Source organism: Ruegeria sp. AF7 (genome assembly GCF_056541885.1).
Window position 1 is genome coordinate 21471 of sequence record NZ_JBQFYX010000022.1, and the last position, 25976, is coordinate 47446.

20 protein-coding genes are annotated in these 25976 nt (G+C 60.7%); 15 read left to right on the plus strand and 5 right to left on the minus strand.

The features are described from left to right. Window positions 1-237: 237 nt before the first annotated feature. From ACR0AP_RS19260 to ACR0AP_RS19285, 6 genes are all read left to right on the plus strand, one after another. Window positions 238-2331 (plus strand): hydantoinase/oxoprolinase family protein, encoded by a 2094-nt coding sequence (locus ACR0AP_RS19260; protein ID WP_480508697.1) that lies wholly within the window; start codon window positions 238-240, stop codon window positions 2329-2331. After that, the gene (locus ACR0AP_RS19265) at window positions 2331-3983 is read left to right on the plus strand and encodes a hydantoinase B/oxoprolinase family protein (RefSeq protein ID WP_480508699.1); all 1653 of its coding nucleotides are present in this window, start codon (window positions 2331-2333) and stop codon (window positions 3981-3983) included. Before ACR0AP_RS19260 ends, ACR0AP_RS19265 begins: the two co-directional genes overlap by 1 nt. Beyond that, window positions 3980-5047, plus strand: coding sequence for a pyridoxal phosphate-dependent aminotransferase (locus ACR0AP_RS19270; RefSeq protein ID WP_480508701.1), 1068 nt, complete (start codon window positions 3980-3982; stop codon window positions 5045-5047). Before ACR0AP_RS19265 ends, ACR0AP_RS19270 begins: the two co-directional genes overlap by 4 nt. After that, the gene (locus tag ACR0AP_RS19275; RefSeq protein ID WP_480508703.1) at window positions 5044-5784 is read left to right on the plus strand and encodes a maleate cis-trans isomerase family protein; all 741 of its coding nucleotides are present in this window, start codon (window positions 5044-5046) and stop codon (window positions 5782-5784) included. The genes ACR0AP_RS19270 and ACR0AP_RS19275 overlap by 4 nt, the downstream gene beginning before the upstream one ends. 309 nt (window positions 5785-6093) lie before the next feature. Beyond that, window positions 6094-7344: an aminotransferase class V-fold PLP-dependent enzyme gene (locus ACR0AP_RS19280; protein ID WP_480508705.1), complete on the plus strand. Its 1251-nt coding sequence runs from the start codon at window positions 6094-6096 to the stop codon at window positions 7342-7344. A gap of 28 nt (window positions 7345-7372) precedes the next feature. Beyond that, on the plus strand, window positions 7373-9790 hold the full coding sequence (locus tag ACR0AP_RS19285) for a GcvT family protein (RefSeq protein WP_480508707.1): 2418 nt from the start codon (window positions 7373-7375) through the stop codon (window positions 9788-9790). A 117-nt stretch (window positions 9791-9907) separates the two neighbouring features. Here ACR0AP_RS19285 and ACR0AP_RS19290 read toward each other — a convergent pair whose 3' ends face one another. Together ACR0AP_RS19290 and ACR0AP_RS19295 are read right to left on the minus strand one after the other, a co-directional pair. After that, window positions 9908-10489, minus strand: coding sequence for a UbiX family flavin prenyltransferase (locus tag ACR0AP_RS19290; RefSeq protein WP_480508708.1), 582 nt, complete (start codon window positions 10487-10489; stop codon window positions 9908-9910). Then, the gene (locus ACR0AP_RS19295; RefSeq protein ID WP_480508727.1) at window positions 10486-11994 is read right to left on the minus strand and encodes a UbiD family decarboxylase; all 1509 of its coding nucleotides are present in this window, start codon (window positions 11992-11994) and stop codon (window positions 10486-10488) included. Before ACR0AP_RS19295 ends, ACR0AP_RS19290 begins: the two co-directional genes overlap by 4 nt. A gap of 136 nt (window positions 11995-12130) precedes the next feature. On the opposite strand from ACR0AP_RS19295, the gene ubiT reads away from it, so the two are divergent. The 3 genes from ubiT to ubiV are packed head-to-tail and all read left to right on the plus strand — an operon-like array spanning window position 12131 to window position 14575. After that, window positions 12131-12673 (plus strand): ubiquinone anaerobic biosynthesis accessory factor UbiT, encoded by a 543-nt coding sequence (gene ubiT, locus ACR0AP_RS19300; RefSeq protein ID WP_480508711.1) that lies wholly within the window; start codon window positions 12131-12133, stop codon window positions 12671-12673. Then, a complete protein-coding gene (gene ubiU / locus ACR0AP_RS19305; protein WP_480508729.1) occupies window positions 12673-13650 on the plus strand; it encodes a ubiquinone anaerobic biosynthesis protein UbiU in 978 nt (325 codons plus the stop codon). The genes ubiT and ubiU overlap by 1 nt, the downstream gene beginning before the upstream one ends. 4 nt (window positions 13651-13654) lie before the next feature. After that, entirely contained in the window at window positions 13655-14575 is a 921-nt protein-coding gene (gene ubiV, locus ACR0AP_RS19310; protein WP_480508713.1) for a ubiquinone anaerobic biosynthesis protein UbiV, read from the plus strand. A gap of 410 nt (window positions 14576-14985) precedes the next feature. Here the strand turns inward: ubiV and ACR0AP_RS19315 are convergent, their stop codons facing one another. From ACR0AP_RS19315 to ACR0AP_RS19325, 3 genes are all read right to left on the minus strand, one after another. Beyond that, the gene (locus ACR0AP_RS19315) at window positions 14986-17004 is read right to left on the minus strand and encodes a CocE/NonD family hydrolase (RefSeq protein ID WP_480508715.1); all 2019 of its coding nucleotides are present in this window, start codon (window positions 17002-17004) and stop codon (window positions 14986-14988) included. A gap of 73 nt (window positions 17005-17077) precedes the next feature. Further along, entirely contained in the window at window positions 17078-19117 is a 2040-nt protein-coding gene (locus ACR0AP_RS19320; protein ID WP_480508717.1) for an oxidoreductase, read from the minus strand. Between the two features lie 286 nt (window positions 19118-19403). Further along, on the minus strand, window positions 19404-20330 hold the full coding sequence (locus ACR0AP_RS19325; protein ID WP_480508719.1) for a LysR family transcriptional regulator: 927 nt from the start codon (window positions 20328-20330) through the stop codon (window positions 19404-19406). Window positions 20331-20487: 157 nt separating this feature from the next. Here ACR0AP_RS19325 and ACR0AP_RS19330 point away from each other — a divergent pair, with 157 nt between their 5' ends. From ACR0AP_RS19330 to ACR0AP_RS19355, 6 genes are all read left to right on the plus strand, one after another. Beyond that, window positions 20488-21504, plus strand: coding sequence for a TRAP transporter substrate-binding protein (locus tag ACR0AP_RS19330; protein ID WP_267366014.1), 1017 nt, complete (start codon window positions 20488-20490; stop codon window positions 21502-21504). A gap of 67 nt (window positions 21505-21571) precedes the next feature. Next, the gene (locus tag ACR0AP_RS19335; RefSeq protein ID WP_480508721.1) at window positions 21572-22108 is read left to right on the plus strand and encodes a TRAP transporter small permease; all 537 of its coding nucleotides are present in this window, start codon (window positions 21572-21574) and stop codon (window positions 22106-22108) included. A gap of 17 nt (window positions 22109-22125) precedes the next feature. After that, window positions 22126-23466 carry a TRAP transporter large permease gene (locus ACR0AP_RS19340; RefSeq protein ID WP_480496053.1) on the plus strand — a complete coding sequence of 447 codons (1341 nt, stop codon included), beginning with the start codon at window positions 22126-22128 and terminating at the stop codon, window positions 23464-23466. 17 nt (window positions 23467-23483) lie between these two features. Further along, window positions 23484-23978, plus strand: coding sequence for a universal stress protein (locus ACR0AP_RS19345; protein ID WP_480496051.1), 495 nt, complete (start codon window positions 23484-23486; stop codon window positions 23976-23978). Window positions 23979-24004: 26 nt separating this feature from the next. Beyond that, window positions 24005-24391, plus strand: coding sequence for a nuclear transport factor 2 family protein (locus ACR0AP_RS19350; protein WP_480477499.1), 387 nt, complete (start codon window positions 24005-24007; stop codon window positions 24389-24391). Between the two features lie 37 nt (window positions 24392-24428). Further along, window positions 24429-25832, plus strand: coding sequence for an NAD(P)/FAD-dependent oxidoreductase (locus tag ACR0AP_RS19355; RefSeq protein WP_480508723.1), 1404 nt, complete (start codon window positions 24429-24431; stop codon window positions 25830-25832). The last annotated feature ends 144 nt before the right edge of the window (window positions 25833-25976 follow it).

The following is a 25976-nucleotide window of genomic DNA, read 5'->3' on the forward strand; positions in this document are numbered from 1 at the left end:
CCCAGGCAGGTTCAGGGCAGAACCCTCTGCGGTGACAAATGTGTCGCTTGCGGGCCAATCTGTCGTAAACCAGCTAGTGAAGCGGGGCACAGTAGGGGACAAAACTGTATGACCTGTCAGTGTATTCCCACCCGTCTGGATCGCCGTGCGACCGGCTGTGATCTGGTCACGACGCGCCGGTAACCGCCCTGCGGGGCCGTTCTGCCTGCCTGCTTTCAGACGACAACGGAATACCTCATGACAACCGCTCTGCGCCTCGCCATCGATATTGGCGGCACTTTTACCGACACGGTCCTCGTCTCGGGTGATGAGACGATACTGGCCTCTACCAAAACCCTGACCACCCACCAGAACCCGGCAGAAGGCGCACTGGAGGGCGCACGGCGCGTCATGGCGCAGGCTGGCCGGTCGCTGAATGATGTCACCGGATTTATTCACGGAACCACTCTGGCAACCAACGCGCTGATCGAACGGCGCGGGGCGGTCGTGACCACGGTCTGCACCGAAGGGTTCCGCGATATTCTCGATATCGGGTACGAGCGTCGGTATTCCCAATACGACATCAACCTTGAAAAGCCAGACATGCTGGTGCCGCGCGAACGCTCGTTGACCATATGCGAACGCATGTCGGCAGAAGGCAAGGTGCTGATTGAACTGGATGAAAGGCAAGTAGATCGTTTGCTGGCCGAGATTGACGCCAGCGGGGCCGAGGCGGTGGCCATCTGCCTGATGCATTCCTACGCCAACCCGGCCCACGAACGGCGTTTGCGCGATGTTCTGGCGCGACACCGCCCCGGTTTGACCGTCTCGATCTCGTCCGATGTCAGCCCCGAAGCGCGAGAGTTTGATCGGCTCTGCACCACTGTGGCAAACGCTTATATTCAGCCGCTGATGGAAAGCTATCTGACCCGGTTCGTGGATCAGTTCACGGCCGAGGGCGTAACCTGTCCGATCCTGATGATGACGGCAGGCGGCGGTATGTGCACGATCAGCACCGCCACGCGTTTCCCCATTCGTCTGGTGGAATCCGGCCCCGCCGGTGGGGCCATTCTGGCTGCCCGCATCGCCGCATGTGCCGGGTTGGATCAGGTCCTGTCTTTCGATGTGGGCGGCACCACCGCCAAGCTCTGCCTGATCGACAACGCGCGCCCCCAGACCTCGCGCTCATTCGAAATCGCCCGCGCGGCGCGGTTCATCAAGGGGTCGGGAATGCCGGTGCGCATTCCGGTGATCGAGATGATTGAAATCGGCGCTGGCGGCGGTTCGATCGCGGGTGTTGACCGTCTCGGGCGTCTGACGGTCGGGCCGAAATCGGCAGGCTCGGAACCCGGACCGGTCGCCTTTATGCGCGACGGAACCGATCCGACCGTGACCGACAGCGACATCACTCTGGGCTATATCGTACCCGACACCTTTGCCGAGGGGCATATCCAGCTTGACCCCGATGGCGCAAAGGCCGCCCTGAGACGTGTGATCGGGGAAAAACTGGGGCTGGATGCAACAGGTGCGGCAGATGGGGTCAGCCGCATCGTTGTCGAAAGCATGGCCAGCGCCGGGCGGATGCACGCGGTTGAAAGCGGCAAGGACCTCGGCCCGCGCACCATGATTGCCTTTGGTGGCAACGGGCCGCTGCATGCCACCCGCGTCGCCCGGTCCGCCGGGGTGTCGCGTATCGTGATCCCGCCCAATCCCGGTGTCGGTTCGGCGGTTGGGTTCCTGTTTGCCCCGGTATCCTTCGAAATCGTCCGCTCGCGCTATTCCCTGCTCGACAGCATGGACATGGACGGGGTGAACGCCCTGTTCGATACGATGATTGCCGAAGCAAAAGAGGTCGTCGCCCAAGGGGCAGGGGATGCACCCACCGAAACCCTGCGCACCGCCTTCATGCGCTATAGCGGGCAAGGGCATGAGATCGAGATTACCTTGCCGGACCGCGCCCTGACGCACCGGGATATCGCCCCGCTGACGGCTGCATTCGAAAGGGAATACCGCAAACAATTCTCACGCCCCGTGCCGGGGATGAAGATCGAGGTTCTCAACTGGGCGGTTCGCGTTGCCACCCCGGACAAGGCGGTGCCCGCGGTGTCGGAAACACCCGGCCAAACCGCATTTCAGGTCACGCAGACACGCCCCATCACCTGTGATCTGGATGGCACGGTAAAACAGGCCGCCTTTGTCGCCCGCGCCGATATGCGCCCCGGAGACTATGTGGCAGGCCCCGCGCTGATCCATGAACCACAAACAACCACACTCGTATCCGCCGATTTCTCGGCCCAGATGGACGCAATCGGCAACCTTGTCCTGATACAGGATCAGAAAGGAGGCGCATAATGACCGCTGATCTGTCCCCCGCCCGCCTGCAAGTGATGTGGAACCGCCTGCTGGCAGTGGTCGAAGAACAGGGCCAGACCCTGATCCGCGCGGCTTTCTCGCCCATCGTGCGCGAATGCGGCGACATTTCCGCCGGGATATTCGACGTGAATGGCCGGATGCTGGCGCAGGCCGTGACCGGTACTCCGGGCCATATCAATACCATGGCCGAGGCCGTGCTGCACCTGCGCGCCCGTTTCGCGGTGCAGGATATGCGCCCCGGCGACATCTACATGACGAACGACCCTTGGCTGGCCTCGGGGCATCTGAACGACTTCCTGCTGATGATGCCCGCGTTCAAGGACGGCAGGGTGGTGGGCTTTACCTCCTGCACCTCGCATCTGGTGGATCTGGGCGGTCTGGGCATGGGGCCAGAAGGTTCGGACATCTATGACGAAGGCCTGCTGATCCCGCCTTGCAAACTGGTCGAGGCCGGAACGCCCAATGCGCTGCTGATGGATATCATCCGCGCCAACTCGCGCGAGCCTGTGGCCAATGAGGGCGACATCTACGCCCTGATCGCCTGTTGTGAGGCCGGGGTGAACCGCCTTGTCGCGATGATGGAGGAGTTCGGGATCGAAGATCTGGACAGGCTTGGCACCTATATCATCGACACTTCGCGCAAAGGTGCGCTGCAGGCCATCGCCGAGGTGCCCGAAGGCGTGTACAAAAACGTGCTGCGCATGGACGGCTATGAGGCCGAGCTGGAGCTGCACGCGACGCTCACCGTGACCAAAGACGGGATGCATGTAGATTTCGCGGGCACGTCCGGGTGTTCGAAAAAGGGCATCAACGTGCCTTTGAACTATGCCACTGCCTATACGGTCTTTGCCCTGCGTTGCATCGTCGGGCCGGATATCCCGAACAACGCAGGCTCGTTGGAACCTTTCACGGTGGAAGGCCCCAAGGGTTGCATCCTGAACGCCCAGCATCCGGTGCCAGTGGCCATGCGGCATACGCTGGGACAGGTCACACCGGATCTGGTTCTGGGCTGCCTGCATCAGGCGCTGCCCGAACAGGTGCCTGCCGAAGGGGCCTCGTGCATGTTCGACCTGCCAATGCGCCACGCTCCCGAAGTGGCGTCGAATGGCGGGCGCGAATTTGCCATCGAACCCGTTCACAATGGCGGCACCGGGGCGCGACCCCACGCGGATGGCCTGTCCGCGACAGCCTACCCTTCGGGGGTGTTCGGCTCGCAGGTCGAGATAACCGAAAGTGTCGCACCCGTGATCATGTGGCGACGCGAATTGTTGCCCGACTCGGGCGGCGCGGGCCAGTTCAGGGGCGGATTGGGTCAGCGGATCGAGATGACGTCCGCGAACGATGCCCCCTTCATCGTCTTCCTGTCGGTTGAACGACTGAAATTCCCCGCTCTGGGTCGCATGGGCGGCCTGCCCGGCGCACCGGGGCGTATCCGGTTCCGCGATGGCGGCGCAGACATTCCGGGCAAGGGCGAGCTGCGCGTGGAAAGCGGCGATTACCTGATCTTCGACACCCCCGGCGGCGGCGGCTTTGGCAATCCGGCCGCGCGCGACCCCGAGGCGCTGGCGCTGGACCTCAGGCGCGGGCTGGTCACGGAAGAAGGGGCCAAAGCCTATGGGGGTGCCTCATGATCCGCGCAGTTGGTCACATTCGTGCCATGGCGGCCTATGCGCTGGCCGATCTGGGCGCGCCGGACACTGTATCTCTGGCCCAGAATGAAAGCGCCTTTCCGGTCAGCCCTGCCGCAACTGCGGCGGGCCAGGCGGCATTGCACCGGATGCCGCTTTATCCCGATCCCGACTGGTCGGACCTGCGCGCGGCCATCGCTCAGGCGCACGGGGTGCCAGCCGACAACATCCTGTGCGGTGCCGGATCGATGGAGTTGATCGGCTGCCTGATCCGCGCTTATTCAGGGCCGGGCGACCATGTATTGGGCACGGATTACGGCTATGCCTATGTGGCCTCAGCCACGGCGCAGGTGCGGGCAGATTATGTGAAAGCGCGCGAGGTTGATCTGACCGTCTCGGTCGATGACATTCTGGCCGCTGTCACGCCTGAAACCCGGATCGTCTTTGTCTGCAACCCCGGCAACCCGACCGGCACCCTGATCCCGAATACCGAGATCATCCGCCTGCGCGGCACCCTGCCCGGGAACGTGCTGCTGGTGGTCGATCAGGCCTATGCCGAATTCGCCGACCGCGATCACGACCCGGCTGAAATCTTTGCCCTCATCACACGTGGGGATACCGTGGTCATACGCACCTTCTCAAAGGCTTACGGTCTGGCGGGCGCGCGCGTGGGTTGGGGTCTTTTCCCGTCAGAGGTCGCGATTGAGCTGCGAAAGCTGCTCAACCCCAACAACGTATCGACCCTCTCTCAGGCCATGGCAACGGCAGCGATGCAGGATCAGCCCCACATGCGCGACACGGTTGCCAGAACCGCCGCCATCCGGGATGGCTTTGCCGATGGGTGCCGGGCGCTGGGATTATCTGTTCCGCGCAGCCACACCAATTTTGTCCTGATCCGCTTTGCCGATGCCGCGACGGCGCAAGAAGCGGATGCCGCGTTGCGCAAAGCGGGTTTGCTCATTCGCGGAATGGGCGGCTATGGCCTCGCGGATTGCCTGCGCGCCACGATCTGCGACACGGCAGTGATGGAGCGCTGCCTGACTGTTCTGAAAGAGGTGACGTCATGACTTTTGAAACCCGGACACGGGCCAAAATCGGGGTGCTTGTGCCCTTTACCAACACCAATCTCGAAGCTGACATGATGCTGATGCGCTGCCCGGACACGACGGTGCATTTTCAGCGAATGGGTGGCTATGACGTGGATGAGATCCCCGGATCGGATCAGATGGCGGGTCTGGGGGCCTCGGATATCAGCCACGACCTCAAGATGATCTCGGGCGTTCGGCCCGATGTGGTGCTCTATGGCTGTACCTCGGCCACGCTGACCCATGGCCCGTCCTTTGACCACCAGCTGGCGCAGGACATCAGGGCTGCGTCGGGGGCCGTGTGTATTACCGCCGCAGGGGCGCTTGTTGCTGCGATCCATGCGCTCGACCTGTCCCGGGTCGGTTTTTCTTCGCCCTATCTGGGCGAGATCAACACGCAGGCCTTGGATTTTCTGACGCAAAACCAGATCACAACGGTGAATTGCGCCGATATCGGCCGCGAGCTGGGCAATTACGGGCAGGGAGAACTGACCCCGGACGAGGTTTTCGACCTTGCCATGCAGGCCGACCACCCAAAGGCCGAGGCCATCATACTCAGCTGCACCGACATGCGCGCGGTCGAGGCCATTGACCGGATCGAAGCGGCCCTTGATAAACCTGTTGTAACGTCCAATCAGGCCATGATGTTTGCCCTGATGCGGGCGCTTGACCTGCCAAGGCACGGGACTGTTCCGGGGCGGTTGTTTGATCTGCTATAGCCTTGGGTCAGGCAAAAGCATGGAACCCGCCCCGGTCGGCTGCCCGCATCAAAGGCGGATGCGCACCGGCATATGGGGCGGGTATTCCAGCCCACCCAACGCGCCGTGTCGCAGACGTGACTGTATTTACGTCGCAAAAGAACAAGATACCGCGCCCTCTACGCCATAGTCGGAATAAGGGCCGCTCGGGATTGAAGTACATGTTGAACCAGCCGCACAGTCACGGGAAATTGGCCTGCCCCGCGGGGAAACCATCTTAGGCTTGTCTGAAACATCAAACGTTCACAACACAAAAAGGTGCCGCTTTTCATGAGCCAAATTTCGAAAAACCTGCTGAACCAGATCCGCGACCGTTTTGCCCAGATCGATCACTGCCCCGAACAGGGCGAGCGGGTATTTTTCGAAAACGCCGGTGGCGCTTTGACACTGAAATCCGTGCTGGACAGCTCGGCACGTCACGCCGCCATCCCCGACAATCAGGGGCGCGACAATCCGGGGTCTCATGCGCTGGTTGCCACGATCAACGCGGCCAAGGCCGATATGCGGGATTTCATGAATGCACCCGGTGGTCAGTTCTTTGTCGGTGAAAGCGGCACCGAACTTCTGTTCCGGCTGATCATGAACGCCTGTCTGGGAACCGGTCCGGGGATTGTGCTTGGGTCGACACTGGAACACCCCGCCACACGGTCAGCCTGTGATCGCTGGGCTCGCATCGCCGGGCAGACCCATGTGCTGGTGCCCCACGATGACGATACCGGCACCGTGACAGCCGACGCCTATGCTGCGGCCGTCACCCCCGACACCAAAGTGGCGACAATCCTGCACACCTCACCGGTGACGGGCATGGGCGTCGATGTGGCCGCTGTTTCGCAGGCGATCCGCGCCGTGGCGCCAGACTGTTTCATCATTGTCGATGGCATCCAGCACGCCGCCCATGGCCAGATCGACCTCAGCGCGTATGACGTCGACGGCTACGTGATCTCGCCCTACAAGGTGTTTTCGCGCCATGGCTACGGCGTTGCGTGGATTTCCGACCGGCTGACGCGGCTTGAACACAATGCCCTGTTGGACGGTCCGGCAGATAACTGGGAAATGGGCACGCGCGATACAGGGGCCTATGCGACCATGTCCGACGTTGTGTCTTACTTCGAATGGCTTGGCAGTCAGGTCAGCGACGCCACCGACCGGCGTGCCAGATTTCTGGCAGCGGGCGAAGCCATCCACGCGCAGGAAAAGGCACTGACCGACGCGATGATCCACGGCACCGGCAACCTGAGCGGTCTGGCCGAGATGGAGAAGGTCACGATTCTGGGCGGTGCCGACAACCCCGCTCGCGAAGGGCTGGTGTCGCTGCGCGTTCAGGGTGTGGCCTCGGCAGATGTCGTCAAACGGCTGAACGATGAAGGTATTCGCACCCATTTGCGCAAGGCCGACCATTACTCTGGCAACATATTGACACCGCTGGGTTATGACGCCTGCGTCCGGGTCTCGATGTGCCACTACAACTCAATCGGCGAAGTCGCCAGATTTCTGGCTGTCATGAAAGAAATCGCCGCCTGAGCTACGGCGGACCAAGGGACATGCACTCATGAAAACTCATGCACAAGCTGTTGTGATCGGAGGGGGCCTTGCGGGCTGTTCGATCCTGTACCATCTGGCCAAGCTTGGCTGGACCGACGTTGTCCTGCTGGAACGGAATGAGTTGACCTCCGGCTCGACCTGGCACGCAGCGGCGAATATCCACGGGCTGCACGACAACAACAACATCACCCGCATCCAGCACTATACGATGAATCTGTATAAACAGCTGGAACAGGAAACCGGCCAAAGCTGCGGCGTATTCCAGCCCGGCTCGCTCTATCTGGCCCAGACCGAAGAGCGTGAGCACCAGCTGCGCCTGCAAGAGGCGAAAGCCCGGTTTTATGGTCTGAACTTCTACGAAGTCAGCCGTGAAGAAGCCAAGGAACTGCACCCGCTGGCGCAGTTCGATGACATCCGCTGCATCATGTATGAACCCGATGGCGGCAATGTCGACCCGTCGGGCGTGCCGCACGCCTATGCCGCCGGGGCCCGCGCCATGGGGGCCACCATCGAACGGTTCTGCCCGGTGACGGGAACCGAACAACAACCCGACGGCAGCTGGATCGTGCGCACGCCAAAAGGCGACATTCACACCCAGTGGGTTGTCAACGCCGCCGGTCTCTGGGGGCGCGAGGTGGCGGCGCTGGCGGGTCTGACCCTGCCGCTGCAACCGACCGAGCATCAGTATTTCGTGACCGAAAGCATCGACGAGGTCGCCAGCCTGGGGCGCCGTCTGCCCTCAATCGCTGACCGCGACGGCGAATATTACTTCCGACAGGAGGGCAACGGCCTTCTGATCGGGGCCTATGAGAAAGATATGAAGTTCTGGGCCGAGGACGGCACGCCGCTCGACTTCGCGCATGATCTGTTCCCCGACGATCTGGACCGGATCATGGAAAACGTCATCCGCGCCACCGAACGCGTGCCGGTCGCGGCCACTGCCGGGGTGAAACGCGTGATCAACGGGCCGATGATCTGGTCGCCCGACGCCAACATGCTGTGGGGGCCGGTGCCCGAGCTGAAGAACTATTTCCTCTGCGGCGGCCTGATCCCCGGTTTCTCGCAATCCGGGGGGTTGGGTCTGCTGGCGGCGCAATGGATGATCGAGGGCGAGCCGCAATATGACATGTTCGCCTGGGATCTGGCCCGGTTTGGCGATTGGGCCGACAAGGCATTCACCAAGGCCCGTGTTCAGGATGCGTACACCCACCGCTTCAAGATCCATTTCCCCAACGAGGAACGCAGCGCAGGCCGTCCGGCCCGTGTGCGCCCCGCCTATGAGATGCAGAAGCAGATGGGCTGCGTCTTTGGCCTCAATTGCGGCTGGGAACATCCGCTCTGGTTCGCCGATGAGCCCGAGGTGGAAGAGACCACCGGCTTTACCCGCCAGAACTGGTGGAAGCCCGTGGGCCGAGAGGTGCAGATGCTGCGCGACAGCGTGGGCCTGATCGACATTTCGAACTTCGCCAATTACGTGATCAAGGGCCCCGGTGCCCATGACTGGCTGGACCGTCTGGTGGCCAATCGGGTGCCTGCCGAAGTGGGGCGCAGCTGTCTGACGCCGCTGATCTCGGTTCGCGGTGGCGTGGCGGGCGATTTCACCATCACCAAGCTGGCCGAGGATGAATACATGATGATCGGGTCAGGCATGGCCGAACGCTATCATCAGCGCTTCTTTCAAATGGTGGAAATGCCCGAGGGCACAACTCTTGAGGTCGCCACCGACCGCATCGCAGGGTTCAACATCGCAGGCCCCAGGTCACGCGAAGCGCTGGCACGCCTGACCAATGCCGATCTGTCGAACGAGGCGTTCCGCTTCATGCGGTCGCAGAAAATCACGGTCGACGGCGTCGAATGCGTGGCCATCCGGGTCAGCTTTACCGGCGATCTGGGCTGGGAACTGCACTGCGCCGAGGGGGATCAGGTGGCGCTCTACACCGCCCTGCTTGAGGCCGCCAAAGACTGTGGTGGCGGTCCGGTGGGCGGGCGCGCGCTGGGGGCGCTGCGGATCGAAAAGGGCTATGGCTCGTGGGGTCGAGAGTTTTCTCAGGAATACTGGCCGCAAGAGGTCGGGCTGGCCGGCCTGATCAAGCTGGACAAGGATTTCCTGCACAAAAACGCCTATCTGTCCGTCAAGGACAACCCCGCGCGCGAGGTGCTGTCCGTCTTCGAACTGGATGTGACCGCAGATGCCGACGCAACCGGGGGTGAGCCGATCTTTACCCCCGACGGCGCGCCCGTGGGTCGTGTCACGTCGGGGGCGTTCGGCTATTCGGTCGGGAAATCGCTGGCGCTGGGGTTCCGCAACCCAAACAGGGCACAGCCGGGCGATGAGGTGGTCATTCAGGTCATCGGCAAACCGCACAAGGCGCGCGTACTGGCCGAGGCACCGTTTGACCCGACGGGCGCCAGACTGCGGTGTTGACGCTCAAATCCTGTCTACAGGCAAGCAAGGCCAATAAGACGCTCCAAAAGATGCCTCGTCCCGGCACTTCAGGCGACTTCATCTTTTTCCAAATACTCCCGCCGGAGGCGTCCGAACTCACCCACCAGCGCATTGCGGGCGCCACTCTTGTGCCACCGGCTCACAAATGCGCAGGCAGTCCACTGCGCGTGCGGCGATCTGGGACACGATATCCATCAGGGTGTCGGGCTTCAGATAAAACGCAGGAACCGGGGGCAGGATGATGGCCCCCATTTCTGCCGCCGCCGTCATGTTGCGCAAATGGGCCAGCGTCAGCGGCGCTTCACGTGTCAGTAAAACCAACGGCCTGCGTTCCTTGAGCTGAACACTGGCGGCGCGCGTCAGCAGGTTATCGTCTAGCCCATGCGCAATCGCGGCAAGCGTTCGCATGGAGCAGGGCGCAACGATCATGCCGGATACTGGAACCGACCCGGACGCAATGCTGGCACCGATATCAGCGCTCGGGTGATGCCGCGTCACCAGTTGCCGCAGGTTTGGCAAAGCGTCCGGGCCGCATTCCTGCGCAAGGGTCCGCATCCCGGCAGCGCTGACCACAAGATCGGTCTCGATATCCGATGACGCCAGACACCGGGCCACGGCAAGGCCCAACGCCGCGCCCGACGCACCGGATACCCCCAGAACAACACGGGCGTTTGTCATGCTCTCAGCTCCGGCATCAATCGGTTTACAAGGTCTTCCGCAAAGGCGTGATCGGCATCCGCAGTGTGCATCACCGTCCCCCATTCCCGCTGCGTTTCACTGCCCAGTTTCGTCGTGGCGTCGATGCCGATTTTTCCGGCCAGACCGGGTTCGGGCGATGCGAAATCCAGATAATCCATAGGTGTCCTGTCCAGCACCATCACATCCCGGCCCGGGTCCATGCGTGTGGCAAGCGCCCAGGCAATATCCTCCCAGTTTCGCGGATCGATATCCGCATCGACCGCGATGATCATTTTCGTATAGCTGAATTGCGGAAGCATTCCCCACAGGGCCATCATTACGCGCCGGGCCTGCCCCGGATATCGTTTGTCGATGGCAACGATTGCCATACGATAGGAACAGGCGGCGGGCGGCAGCCAAAGATCGTGGATTTCGGGGATCTGCGCACGGATGGTCGGCAGGGCCAGGCGGTTGAACACCTCGCCAATGATCGACGGCTCGTCCGGTGGCCGCCCGGTATAGGTCGAAAGATACAGCGGCGTGTCCCGATGGGTGACAGCGCTGACCTGCATCACCGGAAAGGGCTCAGCCGGGTTGTAATAGCCGGTGTGATCCCCAAAAGGCCCCTCGGGGGCGGTTTCGCTTGGTGAAACCCAACCTTCCAGAACAATCTCGGCATCTGCAGGGACCAGCAGGGGGATGGTTCTGGCCGGGATCAGATGTGGGCGCTTCTGGTTCAGGGCACCGGCAAATGTCAGCTCGGATACCGCCTCTGGCAAGGGCAAGGCCGCCGACAACAGCGTCGCGGGGTTTGCGCCCAGCACAATGGCGACGGGCATCTTTTCGGCGCACCTCGCCCAGCTTCGGTGATGCGCCGCGCCGCCGCGATGGGGCAGCCAGCGCATGATGACACGGTTCCGGTCCAGCACCTGAACACGGTAAACCCCCGCGTTATAGCCTTGCGCCGCGTTTGCATCGCTGCCGTAGGGCCGGGTAAGGACCACGGGCCATGTGATCAGCGGCCCCACATCACCGGGCCAGTGTGTCTGGACCGGCAGCGCTGTCAGGTCCACATCCGCCCCGCTGTGGCAGACGCTTTGAACCGGGGCCGTTCTGACCAGTTTCGGCCGGGTCGACAGGGCCGCCTTCAGCATCGGCCATCTGGCCAGCGCGTCCCGCACCCCGTCCGGCGGCGTCGGGGCTCGCAGCGCGGCCAGAAAGGCGCCCAGATCGTCCAGCCCGTCGGGTGTGACACCCAGCCCGGCAGCAACCCGCTCTGCCGTTCCGAACAGGTTGACAACGACCGGGGTATCGAGCCGATCAGTGGACACGTCTGTCGGGTGGTCAAATTGCAGAACCGGTCCGCCCGCCTCAAGCACGGCGCGGTGAACAGCGGTCATCTGATGGCGTACGGAAACCGGATCAGGGATGCGCCTGAACTGTCCGGTGTCCTCGCACCATTTCAGAAAATGCCGAAGGCTGGGATATTGCGGCAGGGTGCGAATGGGGTTGCTCCGACGGTGGTGTCCACCCTCTAGCAACGAAAGCGAGGGGTCGAATTGACAACCGTCAAGTCACCCCTGCCGCGATCGTCCTAGGAAGGCATCCAAGGTCACAATGTTGAGACAGCAGGAGGTCTCGTTGCCCGTTCCTGAGAACCCGATACCGCGCTGCCCGGCGGCTTTGGCGGTCACGCTTCGGATAGCCCCGCTTGCCCCCTTGTCGCTGTCGCTGACGGTCTTCACGCGCCGGATCGCAAAGAAAAACCCGGAAATGTTTCAACGGCTTGGCGTATACGGAAGATCAGTTTTCGTTCTTGATCCGACCGATCTGCCTGTTGTCCTGCTGCTGAATCCGAATGGCGGTGCCCCAAAGGTGACACTGACCCGGCGCGGCGGGACAGGGGTTGCGCGTATTTCCGGCCCTCTGGCGGCCCTTCTTGGGCTGGTTCACGGCGCGTTTGACGGCGATGCGCTGTTCTTCTCACGTGATCTGGTGGTCGAGGGCGATACGGCTGCGGCGCTGGCGCTACGCAATGCAATCGACGACGCGGAACTGGACCTCGCGCACGAGGTCGAAGCCCTCTCCGGCCCGCTTGCGCGCCCGCTCAAGCAGCTCATCGCGTTGGTGGAACGTCGAACCGGCCTGTACCTGGCCCGACCGGAAGACGCTGTACTATGGTAATGGAAATCGTCTGCCCGGCAGGAACGCCCGCCGCCTTGCGCGCAGCCGTCAAGGCCGGGGCGCATACGGTCTATTGCGGCTTCAATGATGAAACCAATGCGCGCAACTTTCCCGGTCTGAACTTCGACCGGGCCGAAATGCGCGCGGGCGTTGCCGTTGCCCATGACCACGGGGCCAGGGTGCTGGTTGCGATCAACACGTTTCCCCGCGCCGGCAGCGAAGCAATCTGGCACCGCGCGGTGGCCGATGCGGAAACCTGCGGCGCGGATGCCGTGATCCTCGCCGATATAGGGTTGCTGGATTATGCTGCGCGCAACCATCCGGGGCTGCGCAGGCACCTGTCCGTGCAGGCCGCAGCCGCCAATGCCGATGTGATCAACTTCTATGCCGAAACCTTCGGCGTCAAACGCGTGGTCCTGCCGCGCGTGCTGTCGGTTCCCGAAATCGCCGCCATCAACGCCGAAACAGAAGTCGAGACCGAGGTTTTTGTGTTCGGCGGGCTTTGTGTGATGGCCGAAGGTCGCTGTTCGCTGTCCTCTTATGCCACCGGGCTGTCTCCGAACATGAATGGCGTCTGTTCGCCCGCCAGCCATGTCGAATACCAGAACGACAAGGGCGCGTTGAACACCCGTCTGGGTGGCTACCTGATCCACCGGGTCGAACGAAACCAGCCTGCACCCTATCCGACATTGTGCAAAGGGTGCTTTTCCGCAGGTGAAAAGACGGGCCACCTGTTCGAAGACCCGGTCAGCCTGAACGCGGAACGACTGATCCCGCAATTGCAGAAGGCCGGTGTCACTGCGCTGAAGATCGAAGGGCGCCAGCGCTCGAAATCCTACGTTGCGCAGGTGGTTCGGAACTTCCGTGCCGCTGTCGACGCGCTTGAGGCCGGGCGCCCTCTGCCCGAGGGGATGTTGGCCCGTTTGTCCGAAGGGCAGGCCATGACAACCGGCGCATACAAAAAGACCTGGAGATAGCGTGATGGAACTGACCGTTGGCCCCAACCAGTTTTTCTGGCCCGCCGAGAACTGGATGTCTTTTTATGGGGATCTGGCCCATGCCTCCGTCGATCGCATCGTGCTGGGCGAGCTGGTTTGTTCCAAGCGCCTGCCGTTTTATCAGGACCGGATCCCCGACGCGATTACCCGACTGGTTGAGGCTGGCAAACAGGTTGCGCTGACCAGTCTTGCTCTGGTGACGCTCAAGCGTGAACGCAAGCTGACCGCCGATCTGGCGGATCTGGGGGTCACGGTCGAGATCAACGACCTGACCGCGCTGGCGCATCTGCCCCAGAACACGGCTTTCGATGTCGGACCCCTGATCAATGTCTATAACGAAGGCACATTGGTATGGCTGGCGTCACGTGGCGCGCGCCGCATTTGCCTGCCACCGGAACTGCCAATCGCCTCGGTCAGGGTTCTGGCACAAGCCGCCGCCAGTCTGGGTGTCGCGGTCGAGGTTTGGGGCCACGGTCGCCTGCCATTGGCCATCTCCGGCCGGTGTTACCACGCGCGCCTGCATGGGCGCAGCAAAGACAACTGCCAGTTTGCCTGCGAAAACGACCCCGACGGGCTGGATGTGCTGACCGGCGATGGACAACCATTCATGGCCATGAACGGCGTGCAGACCTTGTCAGACAGCTATGCCTGCACGGACCATCAGGTCGAGTTGCTGCAAAGCGCGGGCGTCTCGGCCCTGCGACTGTCGCCGCAATCTCAGGGGTTCCCAAGGCTGTGTGCCCTCTACCGACAGCGGCTGGATGGTCAGCTTGGCAGGGGCGATCTGGAACATGCGCTGCGCGCCGCCGATCCCGGTATAAGGCTAAGCGATGGGTTCCTGACCGGCGCATCCGGTGCTGAATGGTCGGGTTCGGCACGCGTGTCCACCGAAGCTGCACGCTGATCATTCTGGAAAAGTCCGGCATCCGTGGGCGAATGTTTGAGGCGACCTGAGCGGGCGACCCGGAAAATCCAAGGATCGACCCGCGCATTCAGGTGGGAACTGGCAGACGTTGCCGCACCAGTTCGGCCCACAGATTTGCCCCCAATGGCAGCAGCGCGTCGTTGAAATCATAATCGTCCGCGTGCAGGGGGCCCTCATCTATCATCGTCCGCGCCCAGCAGCATCGTCGTATGGTCGTTATGGCCGCAGGCAGGCATCCTTCTTCCTTGTGCCATTGCTACAGGGTTTTGCAATCCCGCTCAAAGATCGGTCCCGATTGATGCACGTTGTCCCCGGATGAGCGCCCTGAACAGTTTCGATCCGGTGAACCCACACACCTCAAGATGGCGGGTCTGTAAACCATTCTGCGCCTACATCCCGTTGCGGGGGATGACATAAGACTGTTCGTCCTCAAAGATCAGATCGGCACCCGACCACGCCTTTAGGCGAGCGGTCAGGTGAAATTCGGTCGCTGTCGCCCTTTGTTCGGAATGGGTCCAGATCTTGGCTGACCACCCTTCGCGGTCGAAACCGGCGGTTTGCTCCATTGTGGCCACTGCCGACAACGGATCACCCGGCTGGATGGTATAGCGTCGATCCGACATATCGCTCAGCACCGTGCCGATATCGTCAAGGCGAATATCGCCCACCGGCCCAAAGACACCCCCGTCAAGGAAATACCTGTGTGTCACCTCACCATTGGTCAGATCGGTGTGGACCGAACGCTCCATCGACCCGGAGCGGACGTTTGTCTTCCGCGGGGCGACGTCAGGACGCTGAGGTTCGGGCAGAGGGCGTGGGGCTGGCGCGTCATCTCGCAGGCTGCGCACGGGCAGGATCAGCCGCGATGTGCCGGGTCGGATCGTCAGTGTAACCGGCTCGGGCGCTGGCCACAGAACCGGCCAATAGGCAGACGCGATTTGCAGAACGATGCGATGACCCGCCAACACCCGATAACCGATTCCATAAAGCGGGACAGTCACGCGCATGTCTTCGCCGGGTATAATCGGCACCGGTTCAATGTCGCTGATCCGGTGCGTCAGGTTGCAGAACCCGCGAGCAATCAATGTCTGCGCGCCATCCGGGGCCTCATCCACCAGCAGGGCCGCAACGAAACCCTGCGTCCGATCGGCAGAAACAGTCAGGTCTACCGAGGGCTGGCCCAGAATATCTATGGGCTTTTCCAAGGGCTCTGCTTTGAATTGCAGCGCCCCTGCGGCCTCGATCCGGCAATCCGCTGCCATATCTCCGGGTATTGCAAAGGAACACATGTCGCCCGCTGCGGCCCCGAAATTCTGTGGCGAACAAACCGCCATCTCCCCGCCCGACCCGGCGGAGGCGTCCAGCGTTCCGTCATTCAGCCACAAGGGCTGGTCTTGGACATTTGGCGATGGCCAGCTCGGCTCCTCGATCCACTGCCCTTCGCGGTGCACATGTGTCCCGGACGGGGCGGCACTGTCTTGCAGGAAAAACCGCAAGGGTAGCTCGTCCATCAGGCCGGTGTCGATCCCCTTCAGCCAATGGTCCCAGAACCGGATCACCTCGCCGACGAAATCGACCCGGGGCCCCGGCACCCCTTCTTGCGGATACAGATGCGCCCAAGGGCCCATCAGGATCTTGACCGGCCCGCTCAGGTGTTCCGCAATGCGGAACGGCGTGTCGCGATACAGGTCCATCCATCCGCCAAAGAAATACACCGGCACATCGACATTCGCATAGTTTTCGCAGATCGAGCCGCGCCGCCACATGTCATCATGGGTCTGATGTTCCAGCCACTTGGCGGGCCAGAATTCGACCCCCTCCAACCGTGCGCGCCACATGTCGATCCAGCGATCCGCGCCCACAATCTCGGGGTCGGGCGGCATGGCATTATACAGCTGCATGATCGAGCCCCACCAGAAATTGTCATTGGCCAGACAGCCGCCGTAAAAGTGAATATCCTCGCGCCAGCGGTCATCCGTTCCCATCACCGGCGCAATCGCCTTCAGCGCTGGTGGGCGGGTCGCCGCCACCTGAAAGGCGTTATACGCCCCCCAGCTTTTTCCGAACATTCCGACATTTCCGTCGCACCAGTCCTGATCGGCAATCCACTGGATGATGTCGTGCCCGTCCTGAATCTCCTGATGCGAATACTCGTCTTCGGGAATCCCATCGCTGTCACCATAACCGCGGATATCCACCCGGATCGACGCATAGCCTGCTGCGGCGAAATGCGGATGCATGCTTTCATCCCGCATCCGGGTGCGATCCCGGCGGCGATAGGGAATGTATTCCAGAACACAGGGAACAGGCGTCGTTCGGGCCGAGCGGGGCAGCCAAAGCCGTGCCGCAAGCCTTGCGCCGTCCGGCATGGGGATCCAAACGGTTTCGATGACCTCTGTGTTGCTCATGTCCGGTCCTTTGACTGACTGTCAGGTGAAAAGCTGTTTGTGGTGTGCTTGGCCGAGGTTTGCTTCAATGATCTCACCACCGAAGCCCCAAGCGCAGCGCATCATAAATGGCGGCATGCGTGTTGCGTGATGAAACGGCATCGCCGATCCGGTACAGATCAAACCCCGCCTCTGGGACAGATTGCGGAAACACGGGGCCGGACCCGCCGACCAGCGCTTCATAATCCACGGCGCCCAGGTTGCGCGACAGCGGTTTCAGGTCGAAGTACAGATCATCCAGCGGCAAAACACCCTGATTGACAACCACCTGATCATACAGGCGCTTTTCTATCAGGTCCGAGTAATCCGTTCCAATGGCTGCCTCCAGCTGGTTGCCTGATCGCACCAGTGATTTCAGCGTCCGGGCGACTGTAAACACGGCTCCGGTCTTTTGCAGGGCCCGCATATAGGGCACCAGGTTCATCCCCATGATTTCGGGGGCAAAACTGCGGTCGCGGGTCATGATTTCTACCCGCCCCCCTGCCTGCGCGATAGCCTCAGCCGCCATCAGGGCCGGGTGATCCCCCGCATCGTCATAGATAAGGACATTGTCGCCGGGGCGCACATCACCGGTCAGGATATCCCAGGCAGTAACCGCCAGATCGTTGCCCGTTTCCAGAACCGTCACCTCGGGCAACCCGCCGGTTGCGATCACCACCATATCCGGCGCAAGCGCGGTTACAGCATCGGCGTACGCAAAGGTGTTGAACCGAAATGTAACGTCGCGCGCCGCGCATTGGGCCATGCGCCAGTCGATGATCCCGATCATCTCGGCCCGGCGTCGGGATTGCGCGGTCAGCCGCACCTGACCGCCGGGTTCGGGCGCGGCCTCAAGAACGGTGACGTCATGCCCGCGCTCGGCCGCGACCCGCGCCGCCTCAAGCCCGCCGGGGCCTGCGCCCACAATCACCGCGCGGCGGCGCGTTTCAGCGGCGGGGATCACATGCGGCATCGACAATTCGCGCCCGGTGGCCGGGTTGTGGATGCACAGCGCCTCACCCGCCTGATAAATGCGGTCAAGACAGTAGGTGGCGCCAACGCAAGGCCGGATGTCCTCTTCCCGTCCGGCCCGGATTTTGGCAACGATCATCGGATCGGCCATATGTGCGCGGGTCATGCCGACCATGTCCAGCAGGCCCGAGGCCACCGCATGCCGCGCCGTTGCCACATCGGGAATGCGCGCGGCGTGAAAGGTCGGCATCCCAACCTCGGCCCGGACGCGCCCGGCGAAATCCAGATGGGGTGCGCTTTTCATGCCCTGAACCGGGATCACGTCCGTCATGGCCGGGTCGGTATGAATACGCCCGCGAATAATGTTCAGGAAATCGACCTGACCACTGTCACGCAGCCTTCGGGCAATCTCCAGCCCTTCCGCTTCGGTGATGCCGCCCTTTTCCACCTCGTCGGCGGTGTAACGGACCCCTATGATGAAATCGCGCCCGACGCGGTCGCGGATTGCATCCAGAACCATGAAGCCAAAGCGCAACCGGTTGTCCAGATTGCCCCCAAAAGGCGCGTCCATCCGATTGGTCATCGGCGACCAGAACTGATCGATCAGATGGCCATAGGCCTGCAATTCAATTCCATCCAGCCCGGCGGCCTGCATCCGTTCGGCAGCATCGGCGTAATCGGTCACAATCCGCGCGATGTCGAAATCTTCCATCTTCTTGGCAAAGGCCCGGTGCGCCGGTTCCCGGTCGTGCGACGGCGACAGGGATGGCAGCCAGTCACCCTTGTTCCAGCCCGTGCGCCGCCCCAGATGGGTCAGCTGGATCATCACCGCACAGCCATGGGCATGGCAGGCATCCGTCAGCTCCGCCATCCAGCGGACCACCTCGTCCTTGTAAGCCAGGATATTGTTGAACGCAGGCGGGCTGTCGCGGCTGACAACGGCCGACCCCGCCGTCATCGTCATCGCAACCCCTGCTTTGGCCCGTACCTCGTGATAGGCACGATAGCGTTCCGTCGGCATCCCATCTTCGGGATAGGCGGGTTCATGACTGGTTGTCATGATCCGGTTTTTCAGCGTCAGGTGCTTTAGCTGATAAGGTTGCAGCAAGGCATCACGGCTCATGATAGCGCCTCGTGATCGGTTTGAGTGCGCAATGCGGCAACAGGGTCGGATGACATGCGGCTCTCCGGTTGTCTGGGGGCAAGAGGTGATGGTCTTTGCTGATTGAAATCAAACTGGAATTGCCAAGTCAAACTTGTTTTCAATCAGACGTTTTCGACCCATTTTCCTCATGCCTTACGCCCGAGTGGACAGGACAAGCGTGGCCGCGCGCACCCGGTTGGCGCATGCCTTCGGTGAACAAATTCTCTTGCGGGGTGCCACGCGCAAACAGGCGGCGAGGCCGGGCTCAGGGCACGTCGGAATGAACGCTCAGCAGGGTTTCCAGAAACAGCTTGGCCGCACGTGTCGGATCCGGATGTTTCCGTGTCACCGCCGCAAAGCGCGTTCTGTATTTGATTTCCTGCGGCATCACCTGCCTCATAAGCCCCTGTTCGACAAATTCCTGCGCCAGATGGTCCGGAAGAAAGCCCAGATAGCTGCCTGACAGAATAAGAATTGCAAGAGCCTGCTCGTTTTGCACTTTGGCAGCGCGCCGAAACCCCAGTTGCTGGCCATAGATCAGGTTGGGCGAATTCACGTTCAGACCCGCATAGTTGTACGCCTGAATGTCCCGCAAACTCAGCGTGTCAGCGGACTGGCTGAACAACGGATTGTCCTGCCCGCAATACAGAAACATGTTTTCCCCATAAAGTGGCGCATAATGCAGGCTTGCCGAGGGGCGGTGCAGGGCGATGATCCCGACATCCAGCTGCCCGCTGATAACCATGGTCTCAATGACGTTGGGCGGTTCGATCGACAACTCGATCTGGATGGCAGGGGCGGCTTCGTTGAACCTGTGAATGGCGCGGGCAAGGCGCGCTTCTGGGTTCGTGGTACACTGATCGAACAACGCCACGCGGATACTTCCTGCCAGTTGCTGCTTGATCTCGTTGACTTCGGTTCTGAACTGAGAAACCGAAATCAGCAGGTCTTCTGTCGCGGCCAGCACTTTTTCGCCGTCTTCAGTCAGGGAAAAACCCGCCGGGCCACGGTTGCACAGCTTCAAGTCCAGCCGCAGCTCCAGATCCGATATGTGTTTCGAGATTGTTGACTTCCCGATGTTGAGCTCATTTTCCGCCGCTGAAAACCCTCCGCTTTCCGCAACGGTTTTGAAAACCCGAAGAAGGCGGATGTCCGTGTCCCCGATGCGGGTGGCCAGTGGGTTTTGTCTCATATTATAAGTTCGACATTTGTGAAACCTTTCATGCAAATATTAACAACGACGAAACCATGTTGGCAAGATAGCCTCTTGTGGCCGAGGCAGAATCGGACTGGCCACCTTCTCCCCAGGCCATCGCGCACCTCGAAACACGACAAATGGGAGGACATCCATGTCATTTATCAAAAAGCTTGGCACCATCAGCGCCGCCGTTTCCGTTGCTGCACTGATGGTTGCGGGCACGGCTGATGCGAAGAACTTCAAGATCGCGGTGGGCGATAGCGCAGGAAGCGCACAGGAAGCTCTGGGCATCGCCTTCGTCAAGGCGCTGGAAGAGAAATCGGGCGGTGCCCACACCGCAACGCTGTTTCTGAACGGTCAGCTGGGGTCCGAACAGGACACCGTGAACGAGGCAGCGATCGGCACGCTGGATATGTCTCTGCTGGCGATCAACAACATCACGCCGTTCTCGCCTTCGGTCGGTGTTTTCACGCTGCCTTACGTGATCCTCAGCCTGGAAGATGCCGAAAAGCTGACCCAGGGCCCAATCGGTCAGGAACTGGTCGAAAACACCATCCGTGATGCCGGAGTACGCATCATCGGCTGGACCTATACCGGTTTCCGCCGCCTGACCAACTCGAAAAAACCGGTCAAATCGGTTGCTGACCTTCAGGATCTGGTCATCCGCGTTCCCAAGAACGAGATCATGATCGAAACCTACAAGGCATGGGGTATCAACCCGACGCCGATGGCATGGTCGGAAACCTTCACCGGTCTGCAAACCAAGGTGGTCGACGGGCAGGACAACCCTTACCTGACCATCAACGCGATGAAGTTCTACGAGGTTCAGGACCACGTCACCAACCTGCGCTACATCTTCTCGATTGAACCGCTGATCGTTTCAGAAGCGGTCTTCCAGGACCTGTCCGCAGAAGATCAGGCAATCCTCCTTGAAGCAGGACAAGAAGCCACCCTGGCATCCGCACAATTCCTGCGGGATTCCGAAGCCGCCATCAAGGAAGAGCTGACCGCCAAAGGCATGGAGATCATCGATCCCGAAAACGACGAAGCCGAGTTCATCGAACTGGCGACCGGTGCCGTATGGCCCCAGTTCTACGACTCCATCGGTGGCGTCGAAAAACTGAACACCGTTCTGGAAGCCATCGGCCGCGAGCCGGTGCAGCAATAATCGCCGCAGAGCGATACCGGGAAGAGCGCCACGGCGCTCTTCTCATCTCAGGGAGGAGTGAAACCACATGTTCTGGAAATTTCTGGACAACATAGAAAGTGTCATCTGCCGGATACTCTTATCCGGCTTTGTCTGCCTTTTGTTCGTGCAGATCATCGCGCGCGAGGTCTTCGGCTTTTCGGTCAGCTGGATCGAAGAACTCTCGGTCTACATGTTCGTATGGTTCGTCTATTTCGGTGCAAGTTACGCCGCCCTGAAAGGGGCGCATAACCGCGTGACGTTCCAGTTCAAATTCCTGCCTGACGGGTCGATCAAATATGTCGAAGCCTTTGCCGACCTCTTCTGGCTCTTCTTCAATGTCTACTTCCTCTATCTGGCGACAGACTTTGTTTTCAACAAGATGAACAAGTTCTGGAAATCCCAGACACTGGGCATCGAGATGAAGTATATCTACATGGTGCTGCCCATCGCATTTGCGCTGATGACCTTCCGCATCATTCAGGTGAATTACCGCCGCCTTGTCAAAGGCGAGGACATTCACGATCCCGACCAGATCGACCTCGACGAAATCAAAGCTGCGACCGAAGCAGCAAAGAAATCCTAAGGGCAGGGGGTTAAATCATGGAATCCGAAATTGTCACGGTCCTGTTTGGATCATTTCTGTTCTTGCTGCTCATTGGCGCGCCGATCACGGTGGCGCTGGGTGTCGCGTCGCTGATCTCGTTTCTCTATCTGGGCGATAACCCGATCAAATTCGTGCAGATCGCCTTTACATCCGTGGGCTCGTTTCCGCTGATGGCGCTGCCAGCCTTTATCCTCGCCGGGGCCTTGATGGAGGCTGCCGGTATCTCAAAACGCCTGATCAACGTTGCCGAAAGTCTGGCCGGTCCTTTCACCGGTGGTATCTCGGCCGCAACGGTCATGGCCTGTCTGTTCTTTGGTGCAATTTCGGGCTCGGGCCCGGCAACAACCGCGGCTGTTGGGATGCTGATGATCCCGGCAATGATCGACCGCGGCTATGAGCGCGGCTATGCCTCGGCGATCACTGCGTCCTCTGGCGGCCTCGGGATTATCATTCCTCCCTCGATCCCGATGGTGATCTTCGGCATTGCCGCGCTCGGTATGGCCCCGCCACCCGAAGCGGTCGAGAAATTCGGCACCTTCCAGTCGGTTTCGATTTCGAAACTGTTCATTGCCGGGTTCGTACCCGCCTTCCTGATCGCCACTAGCCTTCTGATCCTGAACTACTTCATGTCGAAAAAGCGCGGCTACAAAGGCGTCGCCGAAGGCTGGTCGATCCGCCATGTAGGCTGCGAAATGTATCGCGGGTTCTGGTCTTTGATGGCGCCGCTGGTGATCCTGGGCGGTATCTATACCGGCTTCTTCACCCCGACCGAGGCTGCAATCGTCGCGATCTTCTATACCCTGTTCGTGGGGGTAGTCATCTATCGCGAACTGACCTGGCAGTCGCTGTTCCAGTCGCTTGAAGCCACCACATGGCTGACCGGTCGCGTCCTGCTGATCCTGTTCACCGCTACGGTGTTCGGACGTCTTTTGGTGGAAAACCAGATCCCGGCGATCATCGCAGATTCGATGCTCAGCTTCACCGACAACCTCTATGTGATCTGGGCGCTGATCATCTTCTTCCTGCTGTTCGTCGGCATGTTCATGGAAACACTGGCCACCATCCTGATCCTTGTTCCGGTAATGCTGCCGGTGGCCTATTCGGTGGGTATCGATCCGATCCACTTTGGCGTGGTGATGGTCTGTACGCTGGGCATCGGGTTCCAGACCCCGCCGCTGGGCGAGAACCTGTTCATCGCATCGGGTATCTCGAACATCTCGATCGAACAGATCTCGTTGCGCGCGCTGCCTTTTGCGGCGGCAAACACGGTGGCGATCTTCATAATCGCCTTCTTCCCTGAACTGTCGCTGTGGCTCCCACGGCTGTTTGGCTACTGATCTGAAAGGATGACGACATGAAACAGATGGTCTCCAACATCCTGTTTGCCACCGACCTGTCCGAAAACTCGGGTCACGCCATGCGCCATGCCGCAAGCATCGCGCAGGCCACCGGGGCGGAGATTCACGTGTTGCACGTGAATGAACCCCTGTCGGACGACGCCAAGATCACGATGGAAATCTTCATCATGAACGAAGAGACCCGCAAGACCGCCATTGAGCGTCGTCACGAGATGGTGCGCAAGGTTCTGGCCGAACGGCAAGCCAAGTTCTGGGCGCAGTTCGACGGCGACGACGGGAAAATTCGCGATCAGGTCACCTCGGTCGAGGTGACTGACGGCCATCCGGCAGAAGTGATCCTGCGCCGCTCGGTCGAACTGGGTTGCGACCTGATCGTATTGGGCGCGCATGATCACGGCTTTTCGCACACCTTCCTGGGCACGGTCGCAAAACGCGTTTTGCGGCGCTCCAGGATCCCGACACTGATCGTTCCGAACCCGGACGAAATGTAACAACCCCACTGACAAGGAAGTACAAAATGAACAAAACCCTGACCGCGCAGGACCTGGCGGACACGTTCGACGCGTTCAACCGCCACGACATCGACGGCGTGATGACCCACTTCGCCGACGACTGCGTGTTCTACACCGTGGCCGGTGACGAGAAATATGGCAACAAGGTTGAAGGTGCCGAAGCCATCGCCGCCGCGTTTTCGGGCGTCTGGGCAGGCATGAAAGACGCCCATTGGGACCATCACAGCCACTTTGTCCACGGTGATCGTGCCGTATCCGAGTGGACCTTCTCGGGAACCGACGCAAACGGAATGCGGATCGAAGCCGAAGGTGCAGATCTGTTCACCGTTCGTGACGGTAAAATCATTGTAAAACAGGCGCTTCGCAAAGCGCGCCCAATGTTCAAAGCCTGATCCGCCGCCCTGCGCGCAGCCTCGGAGAAAAACAAGAATGGTGGATAACAGCATCCCGCGTCACTGGCCCAAGGCCAGCTATGACCCCAAATATGACCCGATCATTGATGCGGGTCCGGGTCACAATCGCGACCACGCGCCCACGTATTGGATTGGAACGGCCGGAACACCTCCGGCCGATGATGGACCTGTGTCCAGCGATATGGATGCAGATGTGGTGGTGATCGGATCGGGGTATACCGGCCTGTCCACCGCCATCCATCTTGCCAAGGAACACGGCATTCAAGCCGTTGTTTTAGAAGCAAATACCGTCTCATGGGGCTGCTCCACCCGCAATGGCGGGCAGGCCCAGATTTCATCCGGGCGGCTCAAGCGGTCGCAATGGATCGAACGGTGGGGAACGGACGTGGCCAAGCGCATGCATGCCGAGGTCACTGAAGCGTTTCAGCTGTTCAACGATCTGATTGCGTCCGACGATATCGATTGCGACCCCCAGCCGGGTGGCCACTACTACATCGCGCATCGCGACAAGGTCATGCCGTCCCTCAAGAAAGAGAGCAAGCTGCTCAACGATGTGTTCGGCTATGGTTCGCGCATCCTCTCTCGGGAAGAACTGCACGAAAAGCACGTGCGCGATATGGAGGCCGCAGGTGCCATGTGGGAACCTGACGGGACCTGCATCCATGCGGGTAAACTGGCGTTCGGCTACGTCAACATGGCGCGCCGTCTGGGGGTGAAAATTCACACTGGCAGCCCGGTCATGGGATGGCAGACGAAGAGCGGCGTGCATCACCTGCGCACACCGGGCGGCATCGTCCGCGCCAAAACCGTGGCCCTGGCAACCGCGGGCTATACCCCACCGGGTCTGAACACGCGCACAAAGCACCGCCTGATGCCCATCCTGTCGAACTCGATGGTGACACGGCCGCTGACCCAGGCCGAACTGGATGAGTGTGGCATTCAGACCAAATCACCCCTGACGGACACCCGCACCTTGCGCCACTACTATCGTTTGTTGCCCGACAACCGGATGCAGATCGGCAGCCGCAGCGCGGTAACAGGACGAGACGCCGAGAACGAAAGACATCTGGAGCTTCTGAAAAAGGGCCTCGCCCGGAAGTTCCCGGCGCTGACGGATATCAACCTCGACTATTCGTGGTGGGGCTGGGTCGATGTCAGCCACGATATGATGCCGCGTATCTTCCAGCCGGACCCGGAACAGCGCGTGTTCTACGCGATGGGATATGGTGGCAACGGCGTGATGTACTCGGCTCAGGCCGGGCGTCGTATGGCACAGCTGATTGCGGGCAAGAAAGACAAGGCCTTTGCCCTGCCGATCTTCACGTCCCCGCTGCCCAGCCATGGTATCCTGACACCCTTCCGCCGCCTGGGTCAGCGTATAGCCTATGTCGGCTATTACCTCCGAGACGAAATACTGTAATTTACCAACGCTTTGGCGTTCCGAAGATAAGGAAACACCCCTATGAAGATGACGACGGAAGAGGCCTTTGTTAAGGTTTTGCAGATGCATGGTATTGAACATGCGTTTGGGATCATTGGCTCTGCGATGATGCCGATTTCGGAT

Excerpts from the sequence above, each read along its gene's own strand:
- ACR0AP_RS19260 (WP_480508697.1), top strand. The coding sequence starts at position 238 with ATGACAACCGCTCTGCGCCTCGCCATCGATATTGGCGGCACTTTTACC.
- ACR0AP_RS19265 (WP_480508699.1), top strand. The coding sequence starts at position 2,331 with ATGACCGCTGATCTGTCCCCCGCCCGCCTGCAAGTGATGTGGAACCGC.
- ACR0AP_RS19270 (WP_480508701.1), top strand. The coding sequence starts at position 3,980 with ATGATCCGCGCAGTTGGTCACATTCGTGCCATGGCGGCCTATGCGCTG.
- ACR0AP_RS19275 (WP_480508703.1), top strand. The coding sequence starts at position 5,044 with ATGACTTTTGAAACCCGGACACGGGCCAAAATCGGGGTGCTTGTGCCC.
- ACR0AP_RS19280 (WP_480508705.1), top strand. The coding sequence starts at position 6,094 with ATGAGCCAAATTTCGAAAAACCTGCTGAACCAGATCCGCGACCGTTTT.
- ACR0AP_RS19285 (WP_480508707.1), top strand. The coding sequence starts at position 7,373 with ATGAAAACTCATGCACAAGCTGTTGTGATCGGAGGGGGCCTTGCGGGC.
- ACR0AP_RS19290 (WP_480508708.1), bottom strand. The coding sequence starts at position 10,489 with ATGACAAACGCCCGTGTTGTTCTGGGGGTATCCGGTGCGTCGGGCGCG.
- ubiU (WP_480508729.1), top strand. The coding sequence starts at position 12,673 with ATGGAAATCGTCTGCCCGGCAGGAACGCCCGCCGCCTTGCGCGCAGCC.
- ubiV (WP_480508713.1), top strand. The coding sequence starts at position 13,655 with ATGGAACTGACCGTTGGCCCCAACCAGTTTTTCTGGCCCGCCGAGAAC.
- ACR0AP_RS19315 (WP_480508715.1), bottom strand. The coding sequence starts at position 17,004 with ATGAGCAACACAGAGGTCATCGAAACCGTTTGGATCCCCATGCCGGAC.
- ACR0AP_RS19320 (WP_480508717.1), bottom strand. The coding sequence starts at position 19,117 with ATGAGCCGTGATGCCTTGCTGCAACCTTATCAGCTAAAGCACCTGACG.
- ACR0AP_RS19325 (WP_480508719.1), bottom strand. The coding sequence starts at position 20,330 with ATGAGACAAAACCCACTGGCCACCCGCATCGGGGACACGGACATCCGC.
- ACR0AP_RS19330 (WP_267366014.1), top strand. The coding sequence starts at position 20,488 with ATGTCATTTATCAAAAAGCTTGGCACCATCAGCGCCGCCGTTTCCGTT.
- ACR0AP_RS19335 (WP_480508721.1), top strand. The coding sequence starts at position 21,572 with ATGTTCTGGAAATTTCTGGACAACATAGAAAGTGTCATCTGCCGGATA.
- ACR0AP_RS19340 (WP_480496053.1), top strand. The coding sequence starts at position 22,126 with ATGGAATCCGAAATTGTCACGGTCCTGTTTGGATCATTTCTGTTCTTG.
- ACR0AP_RS19345 (WP_480496051.1), top strand. The coding sequence starts at position 23,484 with ATGAAACAGATGGTCTCCAACATCCTGTTTGCCACCGACCTGTCCGAA.
- ACR0AP_RS19350 (WP_480477499.1), top strand. The coding sequence starts at position 24,005 with ATGAACAAAACCCTGACCGCGCAGGACCTGGCGGACACGTTCGACGCG.
- ACR0AP_RS19355 (WP_480508723.1), top strand. The coding sequence starts at position 24,429 with ATGGTGGATAACAGCATCCCGCGTCACTGGCCCAAGGCCAGCTATGAC.